This is a genomic window from Acetatifactor aquisgranensis, assembly GCF_943193215.1.
GTDB lineage: Bacteria > Bacillota > Clostridia > Lachnospirales > Lachnospiraceae > Acetatifactor > Acetatifactor aquisgranensis.
The window spans coordinates 84,347-103,380 of the sequence record NZ_CALPDH010000010.1; the positions used below are offsets into that span (position 1 = coordinate 84,347).

18 protein-coding genes are annotated in these 19,034 nt (G+C 47.9%); 13 read left to right on the forward strand and 5 right to left on the reverse strand.

Going from position 1 to position 19,034, the window contains the following annotated elements:
* The first annotated feature begins 64 nt into the window (after nt 1–64).
* From NFS35_RS10480 to NFS35_RS10535, 12 genes are all read left to right on the forward strand, one after another.
* Nucleotides 65–559 (forward strand): chemotaxis protein CheD, encoded by a 495-nt coding sequence (locus NFS35_RS10480; protein ID WP_251207075.1) that lies wholly within the window; start codon nt 65–67, stop codon nt 557–559.
* Nucleotides 560–572: 13 nt separating this feature from the next.
* The gene (locus NFS35_RS10485) at nt 573–869 is read left to right on the forward strand and encodes a hypothetical protein (protein ID WP_251207076.1); all 297 of its coding nucleotides are present in this window, start codon (nt 573–575) and stop codon (nt 867–869) included.
* A gap of 111 nt (nt 870–980) precedes the next feature.
* Nucleotides 981–1,754: a FliA/WhiG family RNA polymerase sigma factor gene (locus tag NFS35_RS10490; RefSeq protein WP_251207077.1), complete on the forward strand. Its 774-nt coding sequence runs from the start codon at nt 981–983 to the stop codon at nt 1,752–1,754.
* Between the two features lie 20 nt (nt 1,755–1,774).
* Complete coding sequence (locus NFS35_RS10495) at nt 1,775–3,364, forward strand: DUF342 domain-containing protein (protein ID WP_251207078.1); 1,590 nt, start codon at nt 1,775–1,777, stop codon at nt 3,362–3,364.
* A gap of 17 nt (nt 3,365–3,381) precedes the next feature.
* The gene (locus NFS35_RS10500; protein WP_251207079.1) at nt 3,382–3,693 is read left to right on the forward strand and encodes a hypothetical protein; all 312 of its coding nucleotides are present in this window, start codon (nt 3,382–3,384) and stop codon (nt 3,691–3,693) included.
* Nucleotides 3,694–3,734: 41 nt separating this feature from the next.
* Nucleotides 3,735–4,436, forward strand: a complete 702-nt coding sequence (locus tag NFS35_RS10505; protein ID WP_251207080.1) for a DUF6115 domain-containing protein — start codon at nt 3,735–3,737, stop codon at nt 4,434–4,436.
* Between the two features lie 14 nt (nt 4,437–4,450).
* Nucleotides 4,451–5,077: an MltG/YceG/YrrL family protein gene (locus tag NFS35_RS10510; protein ID WP_251207081.1), complete on the forward strand. Its 627-nt coding sequence runs from the start codon at nt 4,451–4,453 to the stop codon at nt 5,075–5,077.
* A gap of 238 nt (nt 5,078–5,315) precedes the next feature.
* Nucleotides 5,316–6,077, forward strand: a complete 762-nt coding sequence (gene rpsB, locus NFS35_RS10515; RefSeq protein ID WP_251207082.1) for a 30S ribosomal protein S2 — start codon at nt 5,316–5,318, stop codon at nt 6,075–6,077.
* Nucleotides 6,078–6,125: 48 nt separating this feature from the next.
* Nucleotides 6,126–7,067: a translation elongation factor Ts gene (gene tsf, locus NFS35_RS10520; RefSeq protein ID WP_251207083.1), complete on the forward strand. Its 942-nt coding sequence runs from the start codon at nt 6,126–6,128 to the stop codon at nt 7,065–7,067.
* Between the two features lie 734 nt (nt 7,068–7,801).
* Nucleotides 7,802–7,981, forward strand: coding sequence for a hypothetical protein (locus NFS35_RS10525; RefSeq protein ID WP_251207084.1), 180 nt, complete (start codon nt 7,802–7,804; stop codon nt 7,979–7,981).
* 697 nt (nt 7,982–8,678) lie between these two features.
* A complete protein-coding gene (locus NFS35_RS10530; RefSeq protein ID WP_330640162.1) occupies nt 8,679–10,460 on the forward strand; it encodes a penicillin-binding transpeptidase domain-containing protein in 1,782 nt (593 codons plus the stop codon).
* A complete protein-coding gene (locus NFS35_RS10535) occupies nt 10,405–10,815 on the forward strand; it encodes a hypothetical protein (RefSeq protein WP_251207085.1) in 411 nt (136 codons plus the stop codon). Before NFS35_RS10530 ends, NFS35_RS10535 begins: the two co-directional genes overlap by 56 nt.
* 83 nt (nt 10,816–10,898) lie before the next feature.
* On the opposite strand, the gene NFS35_RS10540 is transcribed toward NFS35_RS10535, so the two are convergent.
* The 4 genes from NFS35_RS10540 to NFS35_RS10555 all read right to left on the reverse strand — a co-directional run bounded on the left by NFS35_RS10540 (nt 10,899) and on the right by NFS35_RS10555 (nt 15,012).
* Nucleotides 10,899–12,707 carry a BlaR1 family beta-lactam sensor/signal transducer gene (locus NFS35_RS10540; RefSeq protein WP_251207086.1) on the reverse strand — a complete coding sequence of 603 codons (1,809 nt, stop codon included), beginning with the start codon at nt 12,705–12,707 and terminating at the stop codon, nt 10,899–10,901.
* Between the two features lie 16 nt (nt 12,708–12,723).
* A complete protein-coding gene (locus NFS35_RS10545) occupies nt 12,724–13,092 on the reverse strand; it encodes a BlaI/MecI/CopY family transcriptional regulator (RefSeq protein ID WP_251207087.1) in 369 nt (122 codons plus the stop codon).
* Nucleotides 13,093–13,392: 300 nt separating this feature from the next.
* Nucleotides 13,393–13,677, reverse strand: coding sequence for an integrase core domain-containing protein (locus NFS35_RS29645; protein ID WP_334303553.1), 285 nt, complete (start codon nt 13,675–13,677; stop codon nt 13,393–13,395).
* A 354-nt stretch (nt 13,678–14,031) separates the two neighbouring features.
* Complete coding sequence (locus tag NFS35_RS10555) at nt 14,032–15,012, reverse strand: uroporphyrinogen decarboxylase family protein (RefSeq protein ID WP_251207088.1); 981 nt, start codon at nt 15,010–15,012, stop codon at nt 14,032–14,034.
* Between the two features lie 144 nt (nt 15,013–15,156).
* Here NFS35_RS10555 and NFS35_RS10560 point away from each other — a divergent pair, with 144 nt between their 5' ends.
* Nucleotides 15,157–16,947: a YcxB family protein gene (locus NFS35_RS10560; RefSeq protein ID WP_251207089.1), complete on the forward strand. Its 1,791-nt coding sequence runs from the start codon at nt 15,157–15,159 to the stop codon at nt 16,945–16,947.
* Between the two features lie 85 nt (nt 16,948–17,032).
* Here the strand turns inward: NFS35_RS10560 and NFS35_RS10565 are convergent, their stop codons facing one another.
* Nucleotides 17,033–19,033 (reverse strand): ABC transporter permease, encoded by a 2,001-nt coding sequence (locus NFS35_RS10565; protein WP_251207090.1) that lies wholly within the window; start codon nt 19,031–19,033, stop codon nt 17,033–17,035.
* Nucleotide 19,034: the final 1 nt, after the last annotated feature.

Consider the following 19,034-nt stretch of genomic DNA (forward strand, 5'->3'; position numbering starts at 1 on the left):
GATTTGTAGTGATTTTACCGTGGAAAGTAAAAAATAGCGGATAAAAAGGATATGGAAGTGGCTCATGAGTGAAATATTCAAAATAGGGATAGCAGATTTGAAGACCTGCAAGAGCCCCGACGGGGTGATGACTTTAGGGCTGGGTTCCTGTGTAGGGATTGCAATCAGGGATCCGATGACAAAGGTTGGCGGCCTGGTACACATTATGTTGCCGGACAGCAAGTCAATCACAGGCGGACAGCACAATATCGCGAAGTTCGCGGATACAGGCATAGAGGAGCTGGTCAAACAGTTGGAACGGACAGGGGCCAGGCGCATCCGTATGGTGGCGAAAATCGCCGGCGGCGCCAATATGTTCAACTTCCAGGGTGGCGGAGCCAATGCCGTGGGCAAAGTAGGAGAGCGAAATGTGGAGGCGGTCAAAGCGAAGCTGAGACAGCTGAATATTCCGATTCAGGCAGCGGATACAGGATTGAATTATGGCAGGACTGTCATTTTCTATCCTGAAACAGGGGCTTACCATATCCGCGCAGTGGGAAAGCCAGAGAAGGTCATATGAAAGGGAGACATAAATGAACAGAAAGAACATACCGCTTCTTCTCATGCTGACGGCCGGAGCAGTGACATGTATCATTACATACGTAAAAAAATATCCTGTGCACACGCAGCTGATTGCTCTGTTCGCTGTACTGGTGATTTTCTACGTGTTGGGAAGCGCGCTGGTATGGACAGTGGGTTATTTTGAAAAGCAGAACGAGGAAAAGCGGGGAGAAGAGGGAGAAGTCATCGAGAAGGATTCGGAGAATACAGGGACGGAGGGTAAGGAAGAGGAGAATTCTGAGCAGGAAGCAGCGGAAGGGCAGTCCTGAGAGCGTTCTGTATGAGGCGAGATGGCGTTTCTATGAAAAATGCGCTTGACGCGTCGGGCGATGTCTGGCATAATTGGCGATATAAAACTGTAGATAAGGAGCGAAGGTTTCATGGATGAGACAGGCAAGAAGAGACTCTTAGAAGAATATGCGAAGACGAAATCACCGGAAACCAGAGAGCAGATTATACTGGAATACGCTCCTCTTGTAAAGGTGGTCGCTGGCAGGCTCAGCATGTATCTGGGCTATAATGTGGAATATGAAGATTTGGTCAGTTACGGTATTTTTGGCCTGATAGATGCCATAGATAAGTTCGACTGTCTCAAGGATGTGAAATTCGAGACTTATGCCAGCCTGCGCATCCGAGGCGCTATCTTGGATCAAATCCGTAAGATGGACTGGATACCCAGGACCATACGGCAGAAGCAGAAGAAAATCGAGGCAGTGATAAAACAGATTGAGCAGAGCGAAGGGCATGCCGCTACCGATGAAGAAATCGCGAGAGGACTTGGTATATCTAATGATGAATATCTGGACTGGCAGTCCCAGATGAAGATTACAGGTCTGGTTTCCCTGGACGAATATATGCAGCAGGGCAGCGATGTGTCCCATGATAGCAGCAGACATACGACTTCCCACTTTGAGGCACCGGAAGAGCGGGTGGAGCGGGAAGAGCTGACAAAGGTCTTAGGGGAGGCATTACAGCTTCTGACAGAGAAAGAACAGAAGGTAATCACTCTTTACTATTATGAGGAACTTACCTTAAAGGAAATCAGCAATATACTGGAGGTTTCCGAGTCCAGGGTATCGCAGTTGCATACCAGGGCATTGAAGAAGATGAAAGTAAAGATGGGGAACTACATGGGGATTCTTTCAGACAATTAAGCAAAGGGAGAGTGTGGTCTATGGAGAATGGTTACTTTCAGTTGGTAAATGATTCCAGAGGATATGGAATCGCTTTTCATCAGCCCAGCGGCAGCGGGGAGGAGGTTCGTTTGGATGAGGTCTGGAAATATCTGAACGGCCTGAAAATCCAATATGACAGAAGAGAAGTAGAGACAGAATTCAACATGGGCATGGGTGGTGTCTGCCATCTGGGCAGCGGTAAGTGCCCGGTCTGTGATGAGACATATACATTGAACGTGAGCAAGGACTGTATGATTGCCACGGTGCGCTTCATCCCGCCTTCGGAGGGCGGCAAGCGGCTGACGATGGAGGGATTTTTAAAGGAAATCGAGCAGCAGAAGATTGTCTACGGGATAAAGAAAGAGGCTCTGGCGGAGCATTTCAACTCGGAGGGCATGTTCTGTACGGATATTCTGGTGGCCAGAGGCAATAAACCGGATCCGGGGGAAGATGCGCGTATAGAGTATAGCTTCAATACGGACAGGAACAAGCGCCCTGCCCATTTGGAGGATGGACGGGTGGATTATTATAATCTGACGACTATCAATCAGTGCCATAAGGGAGATGTGCTGGCGAGAATCATACCGGAGCGATACGGCGAAGCCGGACATGATGTATACGGCACCGTAATCAAGCCCAAGGATGTCAAAAAGGAGTCGCTGAAATTCGGTAAGAATATTACCCTTTCTGAGGATAAGCTGACAATTACCTCGGACGTAGACGGTCATGTAGTCCTGCTGGATGGTAAAGTAGTGGTGTCCAGCGTGTACAAAGTAAAGGACGTGGATCTTTCCACAGGAAATATTGACTATGACGGAAACGTTGAGATTTCCGGAAGCGTCACTGCCAATATGGAGGTGAAAGCCGGGGGCGATGTGGTGATAAACGGCGGCGTGGAGAGCGCGAGGGTCATAGCCGGCGGGAACATCATCATAGCCAAAGGCATGAACGGAATGGGTAAAGGATACCTGAGGGCTGGCGGTAATATCATGGTCAAGTTTCTGGAGAATGTCAGGGTCGTGAGCAGGGGCTATGTGGAGTCAGAGGCCATCATGCACTGTGTGGTGACAGCCGGCAGCGATGTGAGGGTAGATGGCAGAAGAGGAATCATATTGGGAGGCTTGGTCCAGGCGGCGAATTCCATCACAGCGAAGACCGTGGGCGGCAGCATGAGCACGGCGACGACGCTGGAGGTGGGCGTGGATCCCCTGATCAAGTCCCAGTACGACAGAGCACAGAAGACTGCGGAAGAGAGCAAGAAGACTGCTGATGCAGCACAGGTGGTCTTCGATAATTTCAAGGAGAAGCAGAAGAAAGGCGTCAAGTTCAATGACAGCCAGTTGAGGTATATGCGGAGCGTCGTATCGCTGATACAGGAGAAATCAAGTGAGTTGGAGAAGCTGAATACGCGCATAGAAGAGTTGCAGGCAATGATGGAGAACAGGCAGCAGGGTGAGGTCATCATCAACGAGCAGGCCTATCCTAATACGACAATTGTCATCCGGAATGTGTCAAAGACGCTTCAGAATGACTATCGCTACTGCAAGTTCGTCAAGGAGGACGGCGAGGTGCGCATGGTGGCCATGTAAGCGGAAGGAGGCAGATTATGGCATTTGGATCAATTGAACTGACAACGATATCCAGGGCGCAGGATTACACCACAATCAAGCATAATGAAGATAACAAGGTAAATGTGGATCAGGCGAATTTCAGCGAACAGTTCCAGAAGACCACAGAGCAGAATATACGCGGTGTACACCAGAGCGATGATACCCAGTGGCATGAGAACAAGCCTGATGCCAAGGAAAAGGGAAATAATAAGTATAGCGGGGACGGCGGAAGACGGCGGAAGAAACAACAGGCTGCCCAGGAGCGTGTCGTACCGAAAGGGAGCGGGGGCTTTGATATAAAGATATAATCCCGGAAGACAAATATGCAGATTAGAATGGACGGACAAAAATGGATATAATGGAAATTATCCTTTTGATTGCGGGAGGGGTCATTTTTACGCTGAGTTTCTTTATCCCGGACAAAAAAGGGGCATCCGCTGACGTACTCACGGAGGAAGATATCAGGAAAATGATAGACCGGGAGCTTGTGGCGGTGCGCAGCCACCTGGACGACGCGGTGGAGGAATCGGTATCCGATGCCATGGAGAAGACTGAGCGCTCTCTGGAGCGGATTTCCAATGAAAAAATTATGGCTGTCAACGAGTATTCCGACACTGTGCTGACAGAAATCCACAAAAACCATGAGGAGGTCATGTTTCTCTACGATATGCTCAACAACAAGCATACCAGCCTGAAGAACACGGTGATGGAGGTGAACCGCGCCGCAAAAGAAGCGGAGGAGGCGATAACTGCTCTGAAGCGTCAGGTGACGGAGACGGTAGACACGGATTCTGATTATAGGGCGGAGAGCCTGCAGACAGCAGAGTATGGGAAAACCAGTCCGGAGACAGAGGATGCGGAGGAGTTGGCAGAGGAAACGGTGGTCTTTTCCGAAACAGATGATTCTCTGGAAGAAAGCGGTTTCGTGAGCAATAAGGAAAAAATCAGGGAGCTCTACCGAAAGGGAAAACCCCTGGCGGATATCGCCAGAGAGCTGGAGCTGGGTGTAGGAGAAGTAAAGCTGGTGATTGATTTATACCAGAACCGATAGAAATGAGGAAATAAGTGAAACTGAGATATCAAATGCGGGGATTGGGAATTGGAATCATCGTGACCTCTCTGCTGATGGGAGTGGTCAAAGGGGAAAAGGTGCCTTTAAGCGATGCTGAGATAAAAGTCAGGGCAATGGAGCTTGGGATGGTAGAGAGCGATTCTTTAAGGCTGTCGGACATCCCCGATATGTCGGCGCCACCTGAGGAGCGGCAGCCTGATGCGGAAGACGGAGCTTTTGGAGGGACTAGTGCTGTGTCTGAGGAGGAAGCCGGCCTGGACGATGTGGAAAGCACGGAGGGGGAGGGGGCTTCCGAGCCTGAAGATGCCCGGGGAGACAAGGCTGGCGATATGCCGGATACGGATGATGGAGAAGCCGATCCGATGCCTGCTGGAAATGATGGACAGTCAAGTAGCACTGCGGCTGAGGGAGACATCATCACTGTGGTCATCGAGGAGGGAGTCACTTCTTATAGTGTCTGCCAGCTTCTGGAGGAGCTGGGGCTGGTGGAGGACGCGGACAGCCTTGATTATTACATCTGCTCCAACAGCTATTCCAGAATCATTCAGGAGGGTACCTATGAGATTGCCAAAGGCACTGACGAGGAGGAAATCGTAAGGATTATCATGGGAAATAAATGAACCGAAAATCGTTATATTTTGGCAATACCTCTTGCACGGCAGGAGGTATTGTGTTATAATGCAGAATGTTGGAAAGTGCGTAGCTGCGCTTTTGAAGCTGCCTGAAAGGCAAAAAACACGCAGACCGATTCGGCAATGGTGCTCTTTTCAGAAGGGTAGTTGCCGGAGACAGTCGGATTAAAACGCGAATCCGGCGGGGAGGCCATGCGGAAGAAAACAACCAAACGGAGGTAAGGACATGAGCGTTATTTCAATGAAACAGCTGCTTGAAGCAGGCGTCCATTTCGGACATCAGACCAGAAGATGGAACCCTAAGATGGCTCCCTACATCTTCACAGAGAGGAACGGCATCCACATCATCGATCTGCAGAAATCTGTGGGAAAGGTGGACGAGGCCTACAGGGCAGTGTCTGAAATCGCTGCACAGGGCGGCACCATTCTGTTCGTAGGAACCAAGAAGCAGGCCCAGGACGCTGTAAAGACCGAGGCGGAGCGCTGCGGCATGTATTATGTGAACGAGAGATGGCTGGGCGGCATGCTGACCAACTTCAAGACCATCCAGTCTCGTATCGGCAGGCTTCACGCCATCGAGAAGATGTCTGAGGACGGAACTTTCGACGTGCTTCCCAAGAAAGAAGTCATTAAGCTGAAGAAAGAGTGGGAGAAGCTGGAGAAGAACCTGGGCGGTATCAGGAACATGACCAGAGTGCCTGACGCTATTTTCGTAGTAGACCCCAAGAAAGAGAGAATATGTGTGCAGGAGGCCCATGCACTGGGTATCACTCTGATTGGTATCGGCGATACCAATTGCGATCCTGAGGAGTTGGATTACATCATTCCCGGAAATGATGACGCAATCAGGGCTGTAAAGCTGATTGTCTCCAAGATGGCGGACGCTGTCATCGAGGCGAATCAGGGCGAGGCTGTCTACACCGAGGAGGAAGCTGCAGCAGAAGCTGGCGCTGCCGAGGATATCGAGGAGATAGCCGCAGCAGAATAAAGCTTTGGGCAGGACTGAAATATGAGATGAAACAGGAGGATGATATAAATGGCAGAGATTACTGCTGCAATGGTCAAGGAACTGCGTGAGCAGACCGGCGCCGGCATGATGGATTGTAAGAAGGCTCTGAATGAGACCAATGGAAATATGGAAGAGGCCGTGGAGGTTCTGAGAAAGAGCGGACAGGCCAAAGCTGTGAAGAAAGAGAGCAGGATTGCGGCTGAGGGTATCTGCCGCATCGCCACTGAAGGCGACACGAAAGCCGCAGTGGTGGAGGTGAACTCCGAGACTGACTTCGTGGCAAAGAACGAGACTTTCCAGCAGTTTGTGGAGGCGGTGGCTAAGCAGGCTGTGAAGACAGGGGTGTCCGACATCGAAGCTTTCCTGGAGGAGGCATGGATTGAGGACAGCGCCAAGAAAGTGAAAGAGGCTCTGGTAGATAAGATTGCCGTTATCGGCGAGAAACTGAGCATCAGGAGATTCGAGAAGGTAGTGGCAGCGGATGGCTGTGTAGCTACTTATGTACATGGTGGCGGACGAATCGGCGTTATCATTGAGGCGAAGACTGATGTGGTGAATGATGCTGTGAAAGAAGCCCTGACGAATCTTGCCATGCAGGTGGCTGCTCTGAATCCCAAGTACGTGGCTACTTCAGATGTGTCTGAGGAATACAAGGCTCATGAGAAAGAAATCCTTGCAGCTCAGATTGCACAGGATCCCAAGATGGCAGGCAAGCCTGAGAAGGTTATCGAGGGCGCTGTCATGGGCCGTCTGAACAAAGAGCTGAAGGAAGTATGTCTGTTGGAGCAGGTATATGTAAAGGCTGAGGATGGCAAGCAGACCGTGGCGCAGTATGTGGCACAGGTAGCCAAGGAGAACGGCGCTGATTTGAGCATCAGCAGGTTCGTGCGTTTTGAGACTGGTGAGGGCATAGAGAAGAAGCAGGAGGATTTCGCTGCTGAGGTGGCGGCGCAGATGGGGGCTATGTAGTATAGCCAGTTAAAATTTTAGGCGTTAGTCAACATATGTGTTGGTGCAGCCTGAAAGTGCCATAAACACAGTATTCTGATACAGCCAAAACCAGGAAACCAACACAGTTATTGACTAACACCAAATTTTATGGCAAGTTTTGAAGAGCTTCAGAGAAATCTGGGGCTCTTTTTCTTTTCTGAAACAGGGAATTTGGATTGCAACATATGGATATGTTTTTGTAAAGTAGTTTAAAAACAAACTGTTTTGATTGAAATATAAACGGTGAGGCAACATGAAATTAAAAATATCCAGTATTCACAATGGAACATGCAAATCAATACTATGATAACATTGTATTTTGAGGATTTATATTTCCCGACCATATGTCACATATTCTGCAGCTGATGCTTTTGGGCAGATATGCAGCCGAAGGTGGTGCAGAGCATCATGGAGATTAACATTACAGTATAACGATTGACATTGATACTCATGTGGCGGATGAGAAGTATCAGGGGGAAATTGGGAAGTTTGGAAAGGCTATGGAGGTTGCTGAATTGGGAGAAATGGATAATTCCGGGATGGTGCAGACACTTCAGTGAGGTGCATATATTAAAATAGTAAATAATTGCAAAGTGACAGCAGATGATTCAGAATCTGAAAATTGCATAAACTGATTGAAAAAAGAGTCCGGAGATGATAAGATAAGAATAAAAACAGGAAAACAAGTGTTTTGTTGAAGAGGAGGCGATAGAATGGCTACATCCAGTATACTGACCAATGTAAAGATTACTGATCCGAAAAAAATTGAATCCTTTATCAAGGCTCTTGATGCTTCGGCAGATGATCCCAAAAGAGAGCCATCCGCACAGGTGAGCCGCCAGATGACAAATATAGATGAGATACGGAGATTGATGTCCAAGAGGGTTCGATAAAATGAAGGAATATACAGTAGTCAATATATTGGATATGCTGGAAGCAATCGGAGAGGAGAACTTAAGTGCAATTCTCTCCGATTTTTCTTGTCCGAGATTGCAGCAATCTTTACTTTAACCCATAAGGCAGTAGAAATTGGAAATGCAGATATTTCTTCGACGATGAGAAGAAAACTGTCCAGATATGCACAGTTGGATGGAAATACAAACTCCTACACAGTGTCCGCCTTTTTAATCGCGCAGTTTGGGAAAAATTATGGATTTAAAGGGAACCTGGAATTGTCCGGAAATGCTTTGATGGATGATGCGTTTGAAATATTGGGGCGAGTCCAGAGAGACATAGGTGGGGGAATCGTGTATTTGGAGTGCGAGGACCGACCGAAGCTTTTGGGATTTTATCAGAATGACAAAAATCGGTTTAAGATTTTTGGGGAGAGGTATTCGGATGTGGATTAGACAAAGTACGTTCAATTGTTGAAATTGTTTTAAGCAGCAGAGTAGACATATCATGAAAATAAAGCTGGCCGATAGTGTTATAAATTTCGTGCATGTTGCAGTAAAAGACATTGATTGAGGTTGATAATGGATTTGATTGAATCTTTGAAGCTGACGGCCGAACAGGCAATGGAGGCGTTGAAGGTGCCGGAAGCGGAAAAAATTAACCACAATTAACTTATACGATGAAGAAAGAAACGTGGTGAAGTATCAGACGGCATTTGATACTTCTGCAGGAAATATCAGTTTTGAAAACGAGGCATTTTTTCTGAAAAGAGAAGACGGCTACAAGTTGGCATGGAGCGATTCTCTGATTTATCCGGGATTATCCTCCACGGACAGAGTAAGGGTTTCCACCACACAGGCCAAAAGAGGAGAAATATTAGACAGAAATGGCCGTGTCCTTGCAGGAGCAGGTGTTGCATCTTCCGTAGGAATTGTACCGGGAGAACTGGAGGACAGAGACAATGCGATAGGGCAGATAGCGGAGCTGCTTACAATGGAGCCGGAAGAAATAGAAAAGAAGTTATCGGCAAAGTGGGTAAAGGATGATTCTTTTGTTCCGGTCAAAACACTGCGAAAAGTGGAAGAAATAGAATTGATGTCATTAGAGCCGGATGAAGAAGCGCTAAAAGAGCATGAAAGGCAACAGCGGCTGCTTGAGATACCGGGGGTTATGATTTCGGATATGGAAGTAAGGTCGTATCCCTTGAAAGATGCGGGGGCGCATTTGGTCGGTTATGTTCAGAATGTGACAGCGGAGGATTTGGAAAAGCACGCAGATGAAGGCTATACGGCAAGCAGTGTGATTGGAAGAAGCGGAGCAGAGGGATTGTTTGAGAGAGAATTAAAGGGGCAGAACGGGTGTCGTATTTATATTGTGGATTCGGATGGGAATGAAAAAGAAGAGCTTGCCCGCCGTATAGCAGAAAATGGACAAGACATAAAGCTGACAATAGATTCAGGACTTCAAAAGGCTTTATATGAACAGTTTCAGAGTGATAAAAGCTGTTCAGTGGCGATGAATCCATACACAGGGGAGGTGCTGGCATTGGTAAGCACACCCTCTTATGATGACAATGATTTTATTATGGGATTGTCCAGTGAAAAATGGACGGCATTGAATGAGGATGAAAATAAGCCAATGTATAATCGGTTCCGTCAGGCGTGGTGTCCAGGTTCTGTCTTTAAACCCATTATTGCGGCAATCGGTTTGGAGTCAGGGGCGATTGAACCCAATAAAGATTATGGGAATGTAGGATTAAGCTGGCAGAAAGACGCTTCATGGGGTTCATATTATGTGACAACCCTCCATGCTTATGATCCGGTTGTTCTAGAAAATGCTTTGATTTATTCTGATAACATTTACTTTGCAAAAGCGGCATTAAAAATCGGCGCAGAGGAAATGAAAAATTCCCTGTTAAGGCTGGGTTTTCGGGAAGAAATGCCCTTTGAAGTTGTAATGGCAGAATCACAGTATTCCAACACGGAAAATATTGAAACGGAGATACAACTGGCGGACAGCGGATACGGACAGGGACAGATTCTGGTTAATCCGCTCCACATGGCATGCATCTATACAGCCTTTTGCAATAAAGGAAATGTGGTAAAACCGTATTTTGTTTATTGTCCAGATGCAGAGCCGGAATACTGGATTCCAAATGCTTTTTCTGAAAATACAACGAGCCTTGTGTTGGAGGGAAGCAAAAAGGTTATCAATGATCCACATGGAACGGGTTATGCAGCGCACCGGGAGGATGCTTTGTTGGCAGGGAAAACAGGAACGGCAGAAATCAAAGCCTCGAAAGAGGATACTTCCGGCACGGAGCTTGGATGGTTTGCTATTTTTACAGCAGAAAACACAGTGGAACATCCGATTTTGATTGTGAGCATGGTAGAAGATGTAAAGGAGAGAGGAGGTAGCGGCTATGTGGTGGGAAAAGAGAAAGAAGTTCTGGAAGGCTGGTTTGGCAAAAAAGAATAGAAAGACATATTATGAAAAGAGGAACAACTATTTTAAATTGGGATATTGGATATTTATATGCGCAGTTCTTTTAACGGGCTGTTCGAAAGAACGCAGTACAGAAGAAAGGATTGTTGTGGAAGATGTAAAAGAAGAAATGGAGGAAGAAAAAAAGAGCGGCAGGAAATGGGTTGTTGACGCATGGTTTACCGGATTTGCAGAAACCGCAGAGGGGAAGTTATATTTTTGCGTGCGTCTTGGAAGGACAGATGGTATGAACGTATCCAGTCCGTTGGCAAAGGAAATTGCGATTCATATTGTATCAGATTATAGCAATCATTTACCGGAATGTATGTCGGCAGCGGTATCGGACTAACAAAATATCCGTTTCGTTTTCTAAACGTTCCGGAGATTATAGATGTGAAACTTATCAGAAAAGAATGAGGAGCTGTCCGCCCCTCATTCCTGATAGGTATTCCATAAGTTTAAGTCAGATAGAATAGAAAAAGTAAGTTCCGTGGCAAGAGGGCCTGAAGCGAGTTTGTCGCTTTGGATATTTGTGGCAAAGAAGTAGGTGTGATTGTCCCTTTCCACATATCCAATGAACCAGCCGGAGGTATTGAGCCCATTTACTTCTTCCGTGCCTGTTTTCCCGGAAAGAATGCCTTCATCCATGGAATAAAGACGGATGGAATCTTTGACGGCTTTGATGTTTTCCGGTGCAAATCCGAACTGGTTGTAATATAATTTTGTCAGCATTTCGACCTGTTCGACAGGCGATATTTTCAATGCCGAATTGATCCAGTAAGAGGATATGTCGCCTTCAACAAGCTGGTTGCCATAGCCTATTTCCTTAACATACTCCTTTATGGAGGGCAAACTGGATTGCTGGTCAAGTGCCTGAAAATACCATGTGACGGAATTTTGCATGGCAGATTCTAAGGTTTGGTCAGCGTTCCATAGGTCATACATATAGTTCTGCCCATTCCAAGGAATCAACGATTGTTCAGGGGATATAATTCCGGATTCCAGACTGAATAAAGCACTGTATATTTTAAAGGTGGAAGCAGGGGATATACGTGCGGTGGCATATTCTTTATTATAAATCTGCCATGAATCTTCGGCTGCATCGTATAACACAAAGCTGCCATTATATCCCTCAAAAATATCGTTTAAGTCAATATATGTAACATTATGGTTCGTTTCGCTAAAGTAGTAGCGGTTATTTTCCGAAGCCTGTGTAGACAGGATCGGGGCAGTCCCTAAAAGAAAAAAAGCAATGATGATATATAAGGCGGCGCTATGCAAAGTTTTCCGGAAAGAAGCCGGATGATAATTTGCAATATTCAAAATGCGTTTTTGCATTTGCTTCATGTTTCCGCTGATTCCGGTTGAAAAAGGAAATGGCCTAAGCGACACTTTTTCTGCAAAGTTAATCAGTGTATTTCCGTAATCTTCATAGTCCCCTTCATCCAGCAGTTTTAATATGGAAGTGTCACAGGCGACCTCTCTGTCGTTTTTCATTTCTTTCAGTGAATACCATACAAGCGGATGGAACCAGTATAAGACGCCGATGACATTCATGAAATAATTTGCCAGTGCGTCTTTGTGCTTGTAATGCCCAAGCTCGTGCATCAGCATATATTTTATGCTGTTTGCATCATAGTCCGAAATCAGATGAATCGGCATATAGATACACGGTTTTAATAATCCGGCAATGATAGGCGATTTCAAAAATGCCGTACTGTAAATCGGAATAGGCTTTTTAATATGCATTTCATCTAAACATTCATAATACAGTCTGCGTACAGCCGGATTCTGTAATGGCAGCGCAGAGTTTTTCATGTTGTGAAAACGGAGCATTGATTTTGTAATTAACAATATCATGATAAAAATACCGATGCACCATAAGATAAACAGTATCAAACCGATTGTGGAAGGCGTCCTTCTGCTTACGGATATACAGAAATCGTTCATCCAGTTTGCAGTAACAGACTGGTTTGTGGGAGCAGTCTCATTGATCATATCTCCAATGGGGGATGAGGATGCATTTTTTAAGTTCCTAAACCATGCGAAAATTTGCAGGAAACGGATTGGCTGAACCGGAATAAAGGGAACGGCTAATAAGCTAAGCAATAAATACCATAAATTATACTGCATTCGGCTGGTCAGGCTATTTTTTAACAAATGTTTTGCAAGCAGGAGTATTCCGATAATAATGCTGATAAAAATGTTGCATATGAAAAACGGAATCATAAATTCTGCCACAGCGGTTTCCCCTTTCTTAATTTTTGGAAAGAAGAGAGCGGAGTTCATCAATTTCAGTTTCAGACAGCTTGTCATTGTTAATATAGGCGGAGAGCATAGCTGTAATATTGCCGTCATAAAAACGGTTGAGAAAAGTGTTGCTTTCCTGCCCTATATATTCGGCTTCGCCTACCAATGGCGTATAGACAAATACCCGGCTTTGCTTTTCGTATGATAGAACGCCTTTGGTCACTAAGCGTTTTATCAATGTCTGTATTGTTTTAGGACTCCATGTTGTCGTTTTTACTAAACGGTCTGTTATTTCATTTGTGCTGATTGGGGCATATTTCCATATAATTTTCATAACTTCAAATTCAGCTTCTGAAATTTGGGGCAAACCTTTCATTCGCAGGCACCTCCTAAAATATTACCAATGTAATATATTATAATGTAGAATGAACAAAAAGTCAATAAAAGTGTTGGCATAAAATCCTACACATGTAATAATTAAAAAGTTTTATGTGTAAGATTTAAAGCCAATAAATTAGAATAGACAAAATGTCCGCTAAAAACAGTGTTTAGCGGGTGGAACTATGTCAAGAAAAAGTACAAGTTAAACATGGACTTTTTGTCGAATCAATAGAATCCTATTCCATCGTTTTCTGCGATCATGTCTTCCGAATCATCCAATTCGGTTACCATCTCTTCACGGAACTCCTGAATCCGGATACCGTTTTTCATATTCTCCTGGGGAGTGGTAGCCACAATGGCTGTGAATCCTTACTGTATTGCAGAATGCTTCTATATATTCAAATACAAGCCTGTATGCATGGCTGTAATCCATGATACGGAACCGGCTGATCCATTCCCTTTTTATCAGGGCGTGAAAACTTTCTGTGCAGGCATTGTCCCATGGGCAGGCTCTCGCCTGAACCTGATGTCGGCGGCGGTGGCAGTCGGCTATATGGATCAGGGATTTGAAAGGAAGTATTCAGGATGCAGGAGGCGGCGCTTTTCACCGCCGCCTGTGTGGTTTATTTTGTTACAGTCACATTTTTCCCGGGCTATCCGCCGGAGGATGCGGAGGGGTTCATCAGAAACGGCGCGGCGGGGGCGAAATATATCGGAGCAAGAAAAGCATACGCAGTATACAATCAGGAGGCTCTCCCTGCTTTCGGCCGATTCGTTACCGCGTATCGGGCAGTTCCAGCGGCCATGCCTTGTTCATATTCGACAGTTCCGGCAGCTTTTCGCCCTCTTTCTTTAGACCGGGCACGCTGTTATCTGTCTGCCTGTCGGAACAGGCGGACAGGGTATTTGCTGCCGCTGCGGGATTCAGGGAACTCTATCCGAAATTCCGCTCATAGTTATCGTAATTACCGTACTGCCGCCAGATATCTATCATCATCTCATAGCGCTCCAGGGCAAGGCCTGTATAAGCGCAGTTGGAGGTAGAGAAGATATATCCTCCGCCCTCCGCCATGCCCTCCCGCAGAGATCTGAGCACGTCCTGCCTGCACTCTTCCTCTGTCCCGGTCTGCAGCAGGCCGCAGTTCACATTTCCCACCAGAGCGATTTCGTTTCCGATGATTTTGCGCACTTCGGGAATGGAGACCCCGCCCTGGGGATCCAGGGAATGGATGGCGTCCGGCCCGCAGTCCGCAATCTGCTTTACGATGGGCATGATGTTCCCGTCGGTATGCTTGATGGTGTAATATCCCATCTTCCTGTATTCCGTGATAGTCTCTTTCAGGTAAGGCACGATGATTTCGTCGAACTTTTCCGGGCTGAAAAAGGGATTCACGTTAAAGCAGTAATCCGAGCAGAGTGTGAATCCGTCCAGCAGATGCCCGCGTTCATCCAGAGCCCGGGCAAATTCCAGGGCCTGTTCCACCCGAATCTGTGACTCTTCGTTCATCTTCTCCGGCTCCTCGTACATCCGTGTGGAGAATTCCATCATCCCCTCCCCGTCGGGGATTGCCCAGGTAGGGTCGCCGTGGGCCATGATATAATACTCGTCCCCGCTCTTTTCACGAATCAGTTCCAGGAGCCACTGGGTTTCTGCCAGCCCGCCCGGATTGGGATGGACGAATATGGCGCTGTGTCCATAGGCTTTGGCCGTGTCTATGTAGAGCTGGGCCATTTCATTCATGTGCAGGCTTTTCTCCGAATGGCTCATCTGATTCCATTGGGAGTAGTAGCGGTGGGAGGGATGCACTTTCCCGAATTTCTCCATGGTCAGGAAAAACACCAGTTCAAAGGTGGGCACCTGGCCGCCTGTCTTTTCGCATTTCAATGTCCTGATAAATTTTTCACGATTTGTCATTTCCTGTCTCCTGCCTTTCCCGGTTTCTGGGTTCTATGAACCTTATTGTAGAATAGTTCCGGGACAAAATCAATAGAGGTGTTGGAGAAACTATAGCTTACTGAAAATACATATGCTAAAATAGAGGGGAGGAGGGACTGGGTGATGAGAAAATATACATTTCAGATGACAAAAGAGGAAGTCAGGGAATTATGGAGCAGAGTGATATGGGAGCAGCTGCGTGTCCGACGCTTTAGATGGCTGCTGTTTCTGGTGATATTGGCGGTGGAATGCATCCTCTTGTCCTGGCCTGGGGCGTTGACGGTGGTCGCGCTGCTCCTGGGGATATACATGGCTTTCATAGTGCGGGGCTATTTTACGATAAAAGGGCAGCTGTGCGAAAAGACCCGGACCATGTGGATAGAGGACGGCATGCTGAAAGGGAATGTGGAAGGGGAGATGTACAACGAGATTTCCTGCAGCTATATTACAGAGATCAGGATGACCCGCCATGTGCTCATGCTGGGATTTTGCGAGGCTGCAAAGACAATCAGATGGTATTCCATCCCGCTGCGCGTATTTGCGGACGAGCGGGAGAGGGACAGGTTCATAGAACTTATAAAGGACCCGCAGACAGCGGGAGAGCGCGCGGATTCGCCTGAGGAGAGCCGTGAGGCATCCTGCGGGGAGGAACAGGAATACCTCAGCCTGTCCTTTCAGGTAGGAGATGAGGAATGGGTCAGGATGATGGCAGACGCCACGGAAATCATTCAGGCGGGGACGCTGAACGAGCGGAAGAAAAATATCCTCCCCTGGATAATCCTTACGGCAGTATTCATCATGCTCCCATGCTGGGCGGTATGGCGGTACCCGGACGCGGGAAAGGTCACCCATATCGCGCTGCTCATGGGAATGTTGATTTTCCTGATGCTGCTGCGGAAACGGTCAGTGAACCCCGAGAAAGAGATAAGGGAGCGGGTCCGCAGGGGGACTAATCGGTATAGAGCAGAAGACATCTGGGAAACATCGGTTACGGAGACAGGGATACGGCAGGGCATATCGGGGAAGAGCAGCGCCACAGTGCCCTGGGATGGCCTGTTTGGCATGGTGGAGACTGAGATGGGCCTGTTCTTTTATCAAAAGGACAAAAAGAGCTTCCTTTTTCTTCCGAAATGGAGCATGGAGAGCAGCGAACAGATAGAGAGCCTGAGAGGGCTGTGCAGAGAAAAGCATCTGGAAATCCTTGCCGGGAAACGGAAGAAATATGTGCCCAACTGGGTATTTACCATATTGTTCTTCTTTGTGGCATTGGGATATATTGCGGCAAATGCGGGGCTGGCTATCTGGGATTCCCGGAGGGGCATGGACCCTGGACATCTGCCTTTTGAGGAACAGATATCGGTTTTACGTTCTTTTGGATTCGATATTTCGGCTGATATGGAGGAAAACTGGTATGGTCATATGGAAGAATATGACATAGTCACATATGTGGAGGAATATCCTTATACATGGCTGTTGTCCAATCTGGCCTGGGAGGAAAGCGCCGGGGTATTCTGGTTTGATTTTGAGGGATGGGACATCTGTACGGATTATATCACGGTTTTGGAGGGGATGCGGGAACTTGCCGCTGGCAGCATCCTGGATGATGTGAAGGACATCCGGGAAGATACGGAGGATATGGATTGGGAAAATGGTACGGGAACCATAACCGTTTCGCTGGAATGGAGCGGGCAGGAATATTCCTGGAAAATGGATGTGGAGCATGACTGGATTGACGGAAAAGTTTTAGGGATATATAACGGCCTGCTTGAGGGGGAAAGGGATTCCGAGAGGTTCTATGCGACAGGCGACGGCGGACAGGGGGCGCTTGTATTCTACTGTACCGGGGAGTGGGCATCGGCGTTTGAGGATGCCACAGGTCTGGAGCTGGAGGCTTATACTGTGAAAGGGGAATAGTGGCCTGGACTCCGCAGAAAATCATCATGCTGCAGTCCGGCAGCAGGACCGGACTGCAGGTAAATCACATGCTGGTTCCAGAGGCCTAGTTCATCTGTTTCACAATCCTGTAATATGCCATGGAAGTCCTCTTATAGCTGAAGCAGTAAATGATAGCGAATACCAGGCAGCCTGCCGCAGTACAGCCAATCAGCAGGGCGGATTCGAAGAAGCCGATAGCTCCCAGGAGCATGTACACCATGCGCATGCCCACCGCCGTATGGAAGAATGCCCCGAACAGTGGGAGGCCGAACACCATGCTGATCTGAGTCCGGATGGTGCGCCGGATTTCCGCGTCGCTCATGCCTACCTGCTGCATGACCTCGAAATTCCTCTGGTCTTCGAAGCCCTCCGTGAGCTGTTTATAGTACATGATGATCAGCAGGCAGATCAGGAAGATGGCGGCGAAGAAGATGCCGATGAACAGCAGCCCGCCGTATATGCTTTTCTGGTCCTCCATATTGGCTCTGTGGTCATCGTATCCGGCAAATCCAGGCACCGTGTTCAGGTACTGGCTCAGGGCGGATGAGAATGCGTCGATCTCCGCGTCCTCCCCCTCAGGCCGGAAGCCGTAGAAACAGGTGTGAGAAGCCGCCCTGTCCATTCCAAATTCCGCGCATACATTTTCTACCTGCCGTTCATCCTGGAACACTGCCAGATAGAGGTTTTCAAAAACGCTGTTCGGCGCCTTTCTGCCTATGCCGCATTCGCCCAGCTCCTCCTTTACCCTGTACTCCAGCGTCCGGAAACGGACGGTGTCTCTCCCGAAATCTGCTCCGGTGCTGTAGATCAGGACTTCATCCGGGGAGAGGGATACAGGAGTTCCCTCCATCCGTTCGTATTCCTCCTGTGTCATCAGCAATACATATTTCAGGTCCCTGAAGATGTTGAACTGGTCGTCCGGAATCTGGAAAGTGTTTCCTTCCAGGACAGCGGACAGTTCAATGCTGTCATAGATTAATTCATCTTCCAGACGGACATGGTTTTCCTCTGCCAGTACGGCAGCGTTCTGCTGCAGGCTGTCGGCATCTGCTTTCGCCTCCCCGAAGCAGGTAATCTCCATTACGCGCTTAAAACCGGAGGACACGATAGTGTCCATGTCCGCATAGACCACCACCGTGCACACCGCCGTGATGATGACCATGGTGGAGAAGACGCAGATGTTGGACAGGCTGGCGGCGTTTTTCTTCATGCGGTAGAGCATGCCGGAGACAGTGGCGAAATGCTCCGGGCGGTAGTAGAACTTCTTCCGTTTCTTCAGGAAGCGCAGGACTGCGATGCTGCCGGAGGTGAACAGGAAATAAGTGCCCGCGATTACCAGGAAGACGGCCAGGAAGAAATCGGTGAAGACCTGGGATTCCAGCTTGGAGAAAAGGGCGATGAGGTAGCCTGCCCCCAGCGCGCAGAAGCCTGTGATGCTCATGGGCAGGATGTGCCGGGGCTCTTTTTCGCCTTTCCTGGACTCGCTCATGAGCTCCAGGGGGTTGGCCCGGCCTACTTGTATCAGGTTCACTGTCAGGTTCAGAGCGGTGATGAAAGCGTAGAACAACAGGCTGTCCGTGACAGCTGCGGGACTCACCGTGAACGTCACATCCACCTGCATCTTGGCCAGGTTCAGGAGCAGCAGGAAGATCAGTCTGGAGAATACCAGCCCCAGAAGGATGGCGCCTGCCATGACACAGCCGTATATGATCAGGCTCTCCCAGAACATCATGATGCCTATATGCTTCTTCTCCAGCCCCAGTATGCTGTAGAGTCCCAGCTCTTTCTTGCGCCGCTTGATCAGGAAGCTGTTGGTGTAATAGAGGAAAGGCACCATGATGATTCCCAGCAGCCAGAAGCCTATGTTGACCAGTATCAGGGTATAGACGCCCTTGGGCAGGTTGTACATGATATCGTTCTTCAGTATCAGGTCAAAGACGAAGTAGGTGAACATGGCAAAGGTGCTGACGCCGATGTAAGGGAGATAGGTGGAAGTATTCTTGCGGATGTTGGAGACCGCTATCCGGGGCAGCAGCGAGACTTTTTTCTTCGTTCCGTTCTTCATA